Origin of the sequence: Parapedobacter indicus, assembly GCF_900113765.1 — a bacterium.
GTDB lineage: Bacteria > Bacteroidota > Bacteroidia > Sphingobacteriales > Sphingobacteriaceae > Parapedobacter > Parapedobacter indicus.
The window spans coordinates 150,100-163,798 of sequence record NZ_FOQO01000014.1 but is presented as its reverse complement, the minus strand read 5'-3'; the positions used below and the strand labels follow the sequence as shown (position 1 = coordinate 163,798).

The window sequence follows — 13,699 nt, the reverse complement described above, 5'->3', positions numbered from 1 at the left end:
AAACTTTTCTAATATACTGAATTTCAGTATAGTGCACAACTTATTTGTTAATTTAACTGCCATAAACTATAACTTCCTCAAACCGCACAACGGGTAGTTTATATATAGTGGATTTATTTGCATCGATTTTTATCATCGAGATGAAGTAACCTTAATCTAAGCGTCGCGCAACCTTATTCTTCGAATAAATCTTCAATCATTTTTATCTCGTCTTCGCGTGAATAGTCTTCGTCAACTATGGCCTCTGATCGATAATCGTCTTCTTCGTAACTATAGTTTTTCAGTATCTTATCTAGTATCTCTTCGGAGTTAATGTCCAATTCATGATTAAAATTATCATAGTAGTCATTTAAGCCACAATCAAAGAAGAAAGACGAATATGAATCCCAATATTTGTCTTCAATGTAAAATCGAGTATATGTTTCATCTGAATCATGATATGTATTTAATACATCGCTCTCAGAAACAACAACTTCATAATCTTTTACATAATCGTCAAATAAAGAATTTATTTTTATTCCGATCTCTTCGTTTATTTTCTCATTTTCAATGCTTTTAGCTAAATCCATGGAATATAATTCATGTAGGTTTTCTAAACTTGCCAAATCTTCTGTTCCATAGGCATTTTTAATTATGGACAACATCAGTTTACTCCAATTAGAAATCACTAATTCTTTTATTTCGTTTGGATAGTTGTTCGGAATGTTTTCTAGGATTGTTATGAATCGACTTGATGAAATATAATCTTTGTATTCAGATTTTATTAGCTTTTGGAAATAGGTTAGGAATGCTGAATGGTCGTTAATTATCTTGGGGTTGAAGAATTTGTCGAAGCAATATAGAATATTGAGAATAGCAAAACTAAGTTCTTTGTTATTAATGTTATGTAGGCAATTGATAAAAACAGGATAGTATGATTTTAAGAAATCTCTTGTAAGGACTATTTTGTCTTTCCTTTCTATATCAAAATAGCCAGTCAACTGGTCTATATCGCCTATCGAGAATAAAATCCTATTTCGTTCTTCCGTACTATCCCTTATATAATTCAATAGAAAGTCTGCAATGGAAGGATTCAATAACTGATACTCGTTGACGCCATCCCTTACTTTTACCGATGTGATAAAGCTGCCGAGTGTCTTTTTTAACGCTCTATTAAACGGATCTATTTTTTTTTGAATACCGTTTTCCTTTATTTCGTATCGATAGCGGCTGTCAAAGGCATGTTCGAGTATTTCATGACGTACACGCGGCTGTGCAAATGAAAATAGTGTAAACAAGAGGAACCTATCTTCGTCTTCGAGTTGACGTTCAAAGGCGACTTTCCATATTTCAGTAGGATTGGCTAGGTTTTTAAAAATAAACTCATCGACAGATTTGTAATAGTCTGGATCGTAATTATGTTGACTGGTGATAAATTCTATTAAGCGAGGAAAATAATTCTTGTGTTCAACAATTTTTAGATAATTTTTGTTTTCGAAAAAGCTGCTTTTAAACTGTTTCGAAATATCATTGAAATATAGGTGATTATATACAATTTTTGCTTTGTTTAATAGTGAATACTCATTTAACCTGAGTTCATATTTCGATCTCCTGTCAAATTTTTGACGAGCGAAATGTTCGTAATTATCCTTTGCTTGATTAAGAATAGTGGTTCTTGAAGTTAGAATTAAAAATTTATTCTTAGATGACTCGATCTGCTCAATAAAATTTATAATCTTGCTTTCGGTATTCTTTGGATTTAATATTTCATTGATATTGGCTCCTAAAAAGTCATCAAAAAAGAAAACTTGCTTAATATCAGGGTTAAGCGAAAGTAAGTTTAATGCATCACTTATCTTGTCGTCAATATTAATTAATTCGTATCCATTACTCAACAAATCACATATTAAAATGTAAGCAATAGTGGTCTTTCCTACTCCAGGTTCGCCTGAGATGATTACAAATTTGTTCTCATTGAGTTTGTCAATAGCATCTTGAAGATTCTTAGTAGGTACATAGATACTGGCTTTTTTGAGGACTTTATCCCTAAAAAACTCCGATTGGGATCTTTGTCCGTTATGTAATATAGTTTCTAAAATATTTGTGCTAGTCAGCCAAAGCTTATAGTATTTCTTTTCGATGTCGTGATGACCACTGATTAAAGATTCTATTCTATCCCGTCCGTATATATCTTGTGTTGATAAGATATATGGATTCATTATAACCATAATTTCATCGACTTCCTTTGGAGAAAGGGCACAAGTTGTGGTCAAAATATATCTTTTGGGAGAAGGTGAAAGCTTGTTCATTTTTACTTTCTCCTTATTCATCGTAGCCCTTAAGTTTGCATAATTAGACTTTGTATATGCCTTAGCCTGAATTATAATGTCATTTTGAATGTGCGATGAGTATCTCAAATCTATTCCACCATCCTTTCCCGTCTTAAAATTTTGCAGAGGAATACCTAATACCTTTTCAAGCAGGTCCTTGGAAAGTTGTTCGAACTCTTTGTCATTTAATACTTCAAGATGATAATTCATTTGACGATATAACGTAAAAGTTAATACTTGCTGCAATATCCTTGAAAAATATGAGGTTCCTTCTTGTCAAGACGCATTATAATTAGTTTACCTAAATAAAGGTAAAGTAAGCTTATTTTAAAACAACAAGTTTGGAGAAATCTATATGTACTCGCCGAAAATTTCTTGCATTTTAATTTTCCATCTCTCGGGTATTTCTTCCCAATTATCACCCCATTCAATAGTTTTCTTGAAAGCTTGATATGGCTTTTCGTAGTTGGCTTCATATTCTAATACTTCCTCTACATTGTTATCCATGGTTACAATTCTCCCGTTTCCATCTAAGGCATCTTGTATTGGTTGGTTATACTTGGCCGCATTGGGTTCTTCCGCGTCTGAGTCATGTACTACAATAGGTTTGATTCCCATAGAAGTTAAATATTTGACTAATCCAATGATGGCAGCCTTGCCTCTTGCCTTAATGATCTCAAAATCAGATAAAATCTTGAAATATTCGGCTTTGCTTAATTTTTTTAAAGTTTCCTTTATTAAAATGTCTTCTGTATCTCCTTCAATTATCACTACATATTTTGTGAAAAATATTCTTGCGATATAACTGTCAATTTTTAATATCATTTTCACATAATCTTTATCGTCGGCTTGGAGTGCTTTAAAATTTTCACTAACATTGAATGTGTCACATTCAACATGGTTTCCGCAATTATATAATCTATTAAGGACCTGTTTTGGTTTACGGGATAAATCAATGATGTATGGAGAATGTGTCGACGCTATAATTTGAGAGTTATGTGAACTCAACTCATAAATTGCTTCTCTCATTTGATTGGCGGCACTGGGATGTAAATATGTTTCTGGTTCTTCAAAACAAATTATTAGCGAACGAGCATGCTCATCTTCTCTTTTCGATAACCATAATTGCCTATATCTTAACATGCCAAAAACAGCTGCTCTAATCATACCAGTTCCTTGGTCGGCAACTGCTGTTTTTATATTGCTTGACATTTCTACGTTGAATGTAGGTTTAAGATTTGTGGGGTCGCTCAAGCTCGTGGTTGCATGTAATTTAGACTCGGGAAATACGGTAGACAAAACGTTATTAAGATCGGTCATCATCTTTCCAAATTCAGAATCACCATCCTGAGGGTCTAATTGTTTGGCAAGATTATTTAAATGAATTTGAGCATTTTTAAAATGATCTGAACTCTCTCTGACTGTATGAAATAATTCTCCCAATGTCGTACTTAAAACTCCATTGCCTGATCCTTGAATTTCATGCAGTCCAACATCGACAGGGATTAACAGAAATCTAGGCAGCATCTTTAAGACATTTCCCGGGATGCCACCAGGATTTTGGAACCACGTTTCCTCATCGGAAATTTCCCATAATTCATCTATTAATTCTAATTTTTCAAGAGCGACTTTACTTTTTCCAATATTAGAATCTAAGTCGGGGAAATATTCCTCGATAATTTCCTGATGTAACCCCTTGTCAATGTAATCTGTCGGTTTTTTACAATTGGCGTATTCACCCTTTAAGGTTCTTACTTTCGACTTAAATTCAATTACAACATCTTTTCCTAGTTCATATGTCTTTCTATAAATAACAGATAGACCTGTTTCTTCGCTTCCGTCCGGAATATCATATTCGAAAATTCTACCCTTAAAGCCTCTCCAAGTTTTCGACTGTTTGGGTAAATTTCTAAATTCAGCCTCGAGTAATACCGTATTAATATCAACTTTTACCTCATTAGTTTCCTCGTCAACTATTGAATGATATTCAGCACTTGTAATTTGTTTTTTTGCGGATAATAATATCTCAACAGCTTTGATCACCGAGCTTTTTCCGCAGTTGTTTTGGCCGATAAGAAATGTTGCGTCTCCAAAGAGCACCTTTATTTCTTTGAGTCTCTTGTAACCTGATATTTTTAACGAATATAATTTCATTGAATAATAAGTTGTTTATGATTAATTCATAACCTACGCAACTTTGCTCAGACCTCACTGCGGGTTTCATTAAAAGCTTTAGCTTTTACAAAAAGGTGTAAAGGGCTTAGTTTCATTAGCTAGGTTTCTTGGATAATCGGTTTATAATTTATTGTGGATTACTATCTATGACGGCCAAATTTTACTCATATTTCTTCTAGGCGTTAGAATTAATCGGGATGAGTCCTCATTTATAGCGGGATAAATTGTGTTAGATGTTTTCTGTACCGTTTTTTTGTGATTTTGGATAGCTCTTGCTCTACTTTTTGATTTCCCTTTCCTAAAAATATGTTTGGTTTTAATTTATTCATTTAGAAGTAATTGCTCAATGCTGTCTAATCCTCTTAACCTTGGTCTTTAAGCTAGAGAGTCCCCGATTACAGTTATTGTATTCTTTCTCGATTTGCTGCTTAATTTCTTTCCAAATCATTTAAGTTGATTTAATTTTTAAATAGGCCACACTTCCATCACCTTCACATTTTTTCCCTTAAAAACTATGTCTATTTATTCTTCACCCACTCACTTTGATGGAGTAATTCTCTTATGTCCACTTTAAGAAATTTGGCGATATCGTTAAGCGTGTTCAAAGTGGGTTGTTGTTTATTATTAACCCACCTAGAAACAGTCTCTTTCTTGACTTTCAGATGACCAATTAGGTCATTATTCTTTATTCCTTTTTCCTCTAAAACTTCTGATATCCGGTTAATTTTATAATTAGGCATAACTTCCTTACCATTGCTGCGCTTTGGCCTTTTAGATTATAAAGGATTCTCGGGCATAAAATCCCGCATGCTACATCCAAGATACTTTGCTAGCTCATTTAAATTATCAAAGGAATACATGCTCGCCGAGTCTTCTGTTTCAATCTGGCCAATGTACCCCGCAGAAACATTTAAACAAGAAGCGATATCTCGTTGCGTCTTCTTTTTTGCCTTTCTAATTGTCCGAACATTTCGAGCAATTAACCATTCGATTTTTGTTTTCGGCATATTTTTTCAAAAACACTTGCTTAGTATATACTTAGTTTTTATATTTGCTTTGTCGATCAAGGATTGACATGAAATACGATAACTACGTCTACTGATATAGATAGAGCGTGAGTTGAACGAGCCTCGGCAAACAATCCGAAGACTAGCAAAACTTCAAAAATCAACGCGAGGCAACAGGTTTAATCCACGTCTAAAGATATTGTGTAAATTTGCACAATCTTTAGGCGGGATCTGTTGAATATTGCGTTGAGGGCTGCTAGTCCCTGGATTGTCAGTAGGATACAGTTTCCCGCCTTTAGCTTGCTCGTTCATTTTGATCAAAATGTTTATGAAAACGAGCAATACCAAACCGCCAGTTTATTATCGCCGCAAGCCACTTGCGTTTGACATCGCGATTTGCGATAGCAAACGGGTACAACCCAAACCTCGACAATCAATCTTAAAGAACGTCAAAAAAAATCCCGAATAAGAAACCGACGATAAACAGCCCGTGGAGCAAGGAGATATACAGCCAAAATGGCTAAAATCCAAAGCGCGGCCAATAAAATGGCCCAAATTCCTCGGACTGCTACCGACCCCAATGCTGAATGGAAAACCCGTTTTTAGCTCAGGTTGGAGAAGGTGTCTATTTTCGGTATATAATGTCAACGCTAAAAGTAGTCGCTTTTTCTTATACCTGCAAATAATCGCGTAAAATTTCTTCGGCTTGGCGGTCGGTTTACGAAAATAAATTTTTCTTAAACCTTTAATTACCAATGCTGAATGAAATTAAATTTACGCATAGGGGAGGGGTATGCCCTTTCCAAACATAAACTTAAATACGCTTATATACAATATATCAGCCTATTGGCTGTAGCAACGATCATGTGTTTGGAAGCCCGCGCACAGTCCCCGGATCATTCCGGGGCTGTGCCTCCGGGCACTGACACAACTTCCAACGTCCGGGATACGATAACAATCGAAGAGGTCCAGGTAAATACGGGCTACCAGCGACTACCCAAGGAGCGAGCAACAGGTAGTTTTGTACTAATTGATAACGAATTGTTGAACCGTAGCATAAGCACCAACCTGCTTGAACGCCTTGATGGCATCACAAACAGTATGCTTTTTGATAAGCGGGGTGCCAAACCACGAATACAGGTCAGGGGATTGAATACGCTCACCCAGCACATGTCCGAACCACTGATTGTGGTCGACAATTTTCCATACGAAGGAGATATCGGAGATATAAACCCGAATGATGTGGAAAACATCACCGTGTTAAAGGATGCGGCGGCTTCTTCGATCTGGGGAGCACGGGCAGCAAATGGCGTCATTGTCATCACCACTAAAAGAGGTGCGTTCAATAAACCCGGGCGTGTGCATTTCAGCTCCAATGTAACAATAATGGAAAGAACCAACCTGTTTGACAGGCCTGAACCGGGGCCGAAGGATATCATCGAAATGGAAAAGTTCCTGTTTGACAACGGGTATTTCGATGCGCAGATAGCCGATCGGACGGGTTTTCCGGCACTTACCCCTGTGGTTGAAATATTGGCTGCCCAACGCGATGGAACATTAAGCGAACAAGCGGCCATGGCTGAGTTGGGGCGGTTATCAGAAGACGACGCACGCAGGGATTTCGAAAAATATATAAACCGGCCGGCGGTAAATCAGCAATACAGTGCGGGAATATCAGGAGGTGCGGGCAACATCAGTTACTACCTATCGGCAGGGGTTGATAAGAATATCGAGGAACTGGTAGGCAATACCTATGACCGCGTTAGCTTACGTTCAACAACAACTTATCGCCCTTATAAAAAGCTGACCGTGGAAATCGGTCTGGGCTACACGGAACACCGTGATATAAATAACAGTTTGGGGGGCTATGGCAGCGCTGCTTATAAGTTCGGGAGCCGAACCATGCCGAATTACCATTCCCTTATGAACGAAGATGGCAGCGCAAACTCCATCGATCGCGACTATCGCGCTCTTTTTACCGATACAGCAGGTAACGGAATGCTCCTCGACTGGAAGTACCGCCCGCTTGATGAAATGGCCGCACAGGATCGCTCGTCGCGCAGTCGCGCCCTGACAGGCAATGTGGCAGTCAATTACGAAATTGCCCCTTTTCTCGTGGCAGATGTGAGGTATCAGTATCAGCAAACCCAACGCACAGACCGTGACTACTATAGCGGGGAGAATTTCTATGCACGCAATCTTATTAATTTATTCAGTGTGCCCGATGGCGGCGAAATGCGCTACGGCGTGCCCAACGACGGGATATTGGATTTGACAACAACCGGTATCCAAAGCCATAGCATCAGGGGGCAGCTTAATTTTAAAAACACATACCGGCTCCACAGCATCAATGCATTTGCCGGTGGCGAAGCACGCCAGGCTATGAATGCGGCCAACATGTACCGCACATACGGTTACAGCGATGTGCTCACAACCAGCAATGTCGACTACGTAAACAGATTGCCGACATTTGCCGGGATTGCAGGAAATATACTCGTGCCCAATAACGCCTGGTTTTCGGATATTACCAATCGGTATATTTCCGTATATGCCAATGCCGGATATTCATTTCGAACCACCTACCACGTTACGGCAAGCGTACGCAAGGATGCTTCCAACCTCTTCGGTGTGAAAGCAAATAGAAGGGGTGTACCCCTGTGGTCCGCGGGGGTGAAATGGGATATCGCAAAAGAACGGTTCTATCGGATTTCAGCATTCCCTTATCTCGCTTTTCGGGCAACATACGGCTATGGCGGCAATGTAAATACCGGAATGTCTGCATATACCACGATTGAATACCGCAGTGCAAACGAGCAACCGACCAACTTGCCGTATGCGATTATATCCCAACGACCCAATCCAAACCTTCGATGGGAAAAAACACGGACGATAAACATGGCTTTGGACTTCAGGGAAAAGGAAGGTTCCGTGTCGGGCAGTATCGAATACTACTTCAAGAAATCAACGGACGTTTTAGGTATGGAACCCCTGGATCCGACGGTGGGAACCGCTTCGCTCCTCACAAATTCTGCCCACGTTAACGGCGAAGGGTTGGATGTGCAATTGCGGTTTAGCATGTTTAAAAGAAGGCCGGTGCATTGGGATCTAAGCACAAATTTCAATTATGTAACTTACAAAGTGACCCGCTACCTCACGGAACGCAGCATGCTGGGATACACGAGCAGCGGAGGGTTGATTTCACCCTTTGTGGGATATAATCCGTATCTGTTGGTAAGCCATCGCTGGGCCGGACTGGATTCCGAAACAGGTGATCCAATGGGTTATGTGGGTGGGGAAATAAGCAAAGATTACCGTGAGCTGCTTCGCAATCCCGGTGAAGAACAGGTAATCCATGGGCCTGCACTGCCGCCATTTTTCGGGAATATAATCAACACGTTAACCTATAAACAGCTGGCTCTTTCGTTCAATATTACTTGGCGAATGGGCCATTATACGAGGTTGAGCAGTGTAAACTATGGGAACTTGTTTGCAACGGGTGATCCCCATATTGATTACCTACAGAGGTGGCAAAAACCGGGCGACGAGAAATATACGGACGTTCCATCCCTGGTTTATCCCAACCCAAGTGTCAACAGGGATAGCTTTTATGGCGACGCAGAGATAAATGTAATCAACAGTTCCAGCATACGCTTCACGGATATCCGCCTCAGTTATGATTTCACGATCCCGCGTTTGGCAACCAACCTCCGTTTGTACGGTTACCTGAGTAACCTGAATGTAATGTTATGGAAAGCCAATGACAAAGGCATCGACCCGGAATATCCCGAAGGGCTGCTGCCAAACAAAAGTATAGCCGTTGGCTTAGCATTTGATTTTTAGAACGTCCTTTAATCGTTTCAAACCTGCTTGTATGAAAACCGATAAACTCTTTATGTATGCCCTGATTTCAGGTAGTTTGCTTGCAGCTTCCTGCAACAGCTACCTCGACCTGAAACCCGATAAAAAAATGGCGGTACCGTCATCGGCATCCGATCTGCAACTGATGCTGGATAACTATAATTTGTTTAATAGCAATTATCCCTATGCATTTGGCATCATGGCCGATGATTATTTTGTTACCACGGAACACTGGGCGGCATTGTCAAACCAAATGACACGCAACCTCTATATCTGGCAGCCCGATGAAAACACGGCCGAGTTTTGGTCAAGACCCTACACGAATATTTATACGCTTAATGTTGTTCTCGAAGAAGCTGAACGCATTGTCACCGATCCGTGGGAATCCGCGGCCATGACAACCGTTAAGGGAAGTGCGCTGTTCCTGCGTGCAATCCAGTATTTTGCGCTCTCACAATTGTTTACCAAGCCCTACCAAGCCGAACAGGCTGATAACATCCTTGGCCTGCCGTTGCATACGCAAGCGGATTATAGCGTAAAGTCGGTTCGTGCTTCGCTGTCTGATACCTATGAATTGATCATCCACGATCTTGAACAGGCAATCCGGCTCCTGCCGGAACGGTCCTCACTGGAAAGCAGGCCGTCGAAGGTGGCAGCATACGGTATGCTTTCAAAGGTTTACCTGTCTATGTGCGACTATGAAAAAGCCGGGCATTATGCCGATTCCTGCCTGTCGCGCTACGACCGTCTGCTGGATTATAACCTGCTCGATACCACTGCAAATGCACCCATACCAGAGTTTAACGAGGAAGTTCTGTTTCAGATGCGTTCAACCCGGCAGAGTATCCTGATTAATTCCCGGGCGAAAGTGGATACCACACTTTACAGGCTTTATGATAAACGGGATATCAGATCCCGCTTATTTTTTGTGCACAACCCGGACAGCAGCATCGCATTTAAGGGGGACTACGACGGACGGGGAATTTCCTCGAACGGTTACGTGTTTTCCGGGGTAATTACAGACGAAATGTTTCTTATCCGATCCGAATGCCATGCGCGCCAAAATCAGCTGGAAAAAGCGGCCGATGATTTAAACCATTTGCTTGCCACAAGGTGGGAAACCGGGAAATTTGAGCCGCTCCGATTCCTGACGGCCGATGAGGCAATAACGGCGATATTGGAAGAACGAAGGAAACAGCTGCTGTTCAGGGATAGCCGTTGGATCGACATCCGGCGATTATCCCTCGACCCAAAGTATGCAATAACCCCCACGCGTCAGATCGAAGGTCGTACATACTCGCTCGATCCACCGGATGGGTATGTGTTGCTTATACCAAACTATGTGATTGAGCGTAGCGGAATCCAGCAAAATTAACACACCGATAAAATGAAAAATTATACAATTTATTTGATAATAGCGTTTGCCTGTTTGGCAAACCGTTCGATTTCCCAGGTGCGGCAACTCCATATCGGTGATACCCTTCCGCATGTCGTACTCTCCAATGTGCTCAACTACGCAGGTGGAAAAATTGACCTCGCTGATGTAAGAGGCAAGATCTTAATGCTGGATTTTTGGTCAACCTGGTGTGCTCCGTGCATCAAGTCGTTCCCAAAATCGGATTCGTTGCAGCGTAAGTACGCCGATCATTTGTTCATTTTGCCTGTAACCGGGCAGGACCGCCGGATGATAAGTGCATTTTGGTCCAAAAATGAATACACGCAATCCGTTTCGCTGCCAACGGTAGTGGAAGATACCTTGCTGTCTGCGTATTTTCCGCATGTCGGGGTGCCTTTTGTGGTATGGATTGATACGGATGGCACCGTGATGGGGTTTACGGACAGCCAATACGTCGATGAAAGAAATGTGACCAAAGCAATTAACGGTAAAGCCATTGATTGGCCATATGTGGGTAATAATGAAGGCTTCTTTGATTTCAGTAAGCCGATGCTGCCTCAGCACTACCAGCATGATTCTGTACTAACCACTAAGGTACAATACCGTTCAATAACGCCGCACCTTGACGGAGTGAAGACACGGACGATGTTCGATACCCTGCGCGGTGAGAATTCGAAGCAGGTGTTATTGGTTAACTATCCGATCATTGGCCTGTATCGGCAGGCCATCCGCGGAATCGGCGGGAAGGGTATCGGACCGGACAACCGGATCGTCATCAAGGTGAGCGACACGGGTCGCCTGATATATGATAAAACAAAACATTATAAGGCGAGCTGGCTGCGTAAAAATACCTTTTGCTATGAATCGATATGGGCTGGGCACACGGACAATCGGATCATGATGGAGGCTATGCTGGCAGATTTGAATACCTATTTTGACTTGAACGGCCGGGTCGAAAATCAACCCACGGAGTGCTTCGTGCTTACCAGAATTAGGGATCTCCCCTTCAAAGAACAGCAGGTGGATATATCCAGAAATTCAATGCCCGCGCATTTCACAAGTGCTGATTTAGTGGATGTGCTGAATAAAGGATCTTCTATACCGACTATTGATGAAAGTGGGCTAACGGAAGATATTAATATACCATTGGAAAGCAATGGAGATTTCTGGCAAGAAATAGGACTGCTAAACAAGCGATTAGAGCCTTTTAACCTCAGGGTGGTAAAGACGATCCGAAATCTGGATAGGTTGATAATTACCGATCGTTGATAAAGGGAACCCGTGTGCCGGTTTCAAAGCCGGTACACGGGTTCTGAAAAAGCAATCAATCATTCGGCTTATTCCAGCTTTAGCCGGATCAGGTTTGTGTTGATCGGATCTTCATTCTCCTCATCAAAGTGCTTTTCGATTTCAGCAACCGTATTTTGTGCAGCCATATCCGTAAAATCCGGCAGGTTTTGATTGGGTGCGGGTTGTGCAGGCACGTTGACCGCACAAATAACGTCCGATCCTTCACAAAGTTCACTCAGATCATCAGACGCCAGTGGACGGTAATTTCCAGGAGTCGTGGCTTGCGTTTCGTTTGACGGTGAACCGGAATCGTAAATAAACCATTCGGTGGCCTGAATATTCGCTTTCTGATTCTTTACCACGGGTTCTTCCTCAACCTTGGTGTCGTTTACGTAGCTATATACACCTAGTGCGATAACTACGGCGGCTATAAAGCCTGATGTTAATTCAAATACTTTCATCTTATACGATGTTTTTGTGTTTGGTTAGTTTTTTGAATGGCCCACCACGGCCAATTTTCGTTTCCAGCGGAACCGTCCTGGACGGGCTTTCCGTGGGTAGGCAGTTTATCAGGGATCCATGGTTGGCCTCCTTCCCTTAGTTGTTTTGACGTGTCCATGAATCGGGCTAAACCGGGCTTCGATGGCCATGGGGCCATAGATACCAGACAGGGTTTCCCAATCCTTGGGTGTCATCGGCATCAGTATACCGTCTTTGCCCAGCTTCTTGTCGCGGAAGCGGCGCAGCTCGTAGTCGGGCTGCAGTATGCTATTCAGCACCGCGGCCAGGTAGAGGACGGGCTGCTCTTTTCCCGCCGGAAAGGCCAATGCTTCGCGTTCGCGGTAGCGGAGCAGGTAGAACACGGTGTCTTCGTCGCCTTCGCAACAGACGGTGTAGCGGAAATGCTTTTCGTCTTTATCCAACCCCTCGGAGATCCAGCGAAAGAAGATCTCTAACCGTTCGGTCGAGTGGAGATCATACACCCACATATCGATTTCCTCCGAAAGTGTTTCCTCGGGGCGGCCGCCCTCAAATAAGTTGGTTCGCACCCAACGTACACGGTCCCACGGGCCGAGCATTTCAAGCGCACCGTTCAGCGATTCGGGGAGTTCGGCCTGGAGGTAAAAGGCAGCAAACAGTCCATCCAACCATTGCATCAACACCGGGTCACGCACGGTAGGACAGCGCGCATAGCGTACTTCTGAATGGGCGTACCGCCAGTTGACGGTTCCATTGGCCAGCGTGAGGTATGCCACGTCTCCCTTGGTGTAGATGGGGTTGGAAAGCCGGATGGTAAAACGATCAGCATTCAGGTCGGCGGTGAGCCGGGGGCCAAGAACGGCGAATCCGGCCCCGATCAGTAGGTCCTTATTGCTATGGTTCAGTTGGAGATGCTGTCGGTAGTACTCCATCATCTCCGGTGTGGTGGCTGGAACCGGCCGGATTGCTTCGGCTTTAGCGATAATGTTTGTTGCCTTAATAAGGGTGTCTTCTGCTTCTTTCATGAAAGCAAAAGTAGGGCAGGGCAGAGGGGTACTTTTGATTTATTTGATCTGGAAAGTGTTGATTTATTTGATACGTTGGCGCCACCAATTGCTGTGCCGATTATGGGTAGCTTAGGGAATCGTTTTCTTGTTTAAGAAGAGTTATTGGTGGTTCAAGCA

9 protein-coding genes are annotated in these 13,699 nt (G+C 42.2%); 3 read left to right on the top strand and 6 right to left on the bottom strand.

Features of this window, described 5'->3' with window-relative positions:
- Positions 1-173: 173 nt before the first annotated feature.
- From BMZ56_RS23540 to BMZ56_RS26205, 4 genes are all read right to left on the bottom strand, one after another.
- A complete protein-coding gene (locus BMZ56_RS23540; RefSeq protein ID WP_090631788.1) occupies positions 174-2,519 on the bottom strand; it encodes an nSTAND3 domain-containing NTPase in 2,346 nt (781 codons plus the stop codon).
- A 141-nt stretch (positions 2,520-2,660) separates the two neighbouring features.
- On the bottom strand, positions 2,661-4,463 hold the full coding sequence (locus BMZ56_RS23535; RefSeq protein ID WP_090631785.1) for an AAA family ATPase: 1,803 nt from the start codon (positions 4,461-4,463) through the stop codon (positions 2,661-2,663).
- A 539-nt stretch (positions 4,464-5,002) separates the two neighbouring features.
- Positions 5,003-5,224, bottom strand: coding sequence for a helix-turn-helix domain-containing protein (locus BMZ56_RS23530; protein WP_090631781.1), 222 nt, complete (start codon positions 5,222-5,224; stop codon positions 5,003-5,005).
- 36 nt (positions 5,225-5,260) lie between these two features.
- The gene (locus BMZ56_RS26205) at positions 5,261-5,491 is read right to left on the bottom strand and encodes a helix-turn-helix domain-containing protein (protein WP_090631779.1); all 231 of its coding nucleotides are present in this window, start codon (positions 5,489-5,491) and stop codon (positions 5,261-5,263) included.
- Between the two features lie 762 nt (positions 5,492-6,253).
- Here BMZ56_RS26205 and BMZ56_RS23520 point away from each other — a divergent pair.
- The 3 genes from BMZ56_RS23520 to BMZ56_RS23510 are packed head-to-tail and all read left to right on the top strand — an operon-like array spanning position 6,254 to position 12,014.
- Positions 6,254-9,331: a SusC/RagA family TonB-linked outer membrane protein gene (locus tag BMZ56_RS23520; protein ID WP_090631776.1), complete on the top strand. Its 3,078-nt coding sequence runs from the start codon at positions 6,254-6,256 to the stop codon at positions 9,329-9,331.
- A 31-nt stretch (positions 9,332-9,362) separates the two neighbouring features.
- Positions 9,363-10,724: a RagB/SusD family nutrient uptake outer membrane protein gene (locus tag BMZ56_RS23515; RefSeq protein WP_090631773.1), complete on the top strand. Its 1,362-nt coding sequence runs from the start codon at positions 9,363-9,365 to the stop codon at positions 10,722-10,724.
- A 12-nt stretch (positions 10,725-10,736) separates the two neighbouring features.
- Positions 10,737-12,014: a TlpA family protein disulfide reductase gene (locus BMZ56_RS23510; RefSeq protein WP_090631771.1), complete on the top strand. Its 1,278-nt coding sequence runs from the start codon at positions 10,737-10,739 to the stop codon at positions 12,012-12,014.
- A gap of 68 nt (positions 12,015-12,082) precedes the next feature.
- On the opposite strand, the gene BMZ56_RS23505 is transcribed toward BMZ56_RS23510, so the two are convergent.
- Both BMZ56_RS23505 and BMZ56_RS23500 read right to left on the bottom strand, forming a co-directional pair.
- Positions 12,083-12,496 carry a hypothetical protein gene (locus BMZ56_RS23505; RefSeq protein WP_090631768.1) on the bottom strand — a complete coding sequence of 138 codons (414 nt, stop codon included), beginning with the start codon at positions 12,494-12,496 and terminating at the stop codon, positions 12,083-12,085.
- 108 nt (positions 12,497-12,604) lie between these two features.
- Complete coding sequence (locus tag BMZ56_RS23500) at positions 12,605-13,540, bottom strand: hypothetical protein (protein ID WP_090631766.1); 936 nt, start codon at positions 13,538-13,540, stop codon at positions 12,605-12,607.
- Positions 13,541-13,699: the final 159 nt, after the last annotated feature.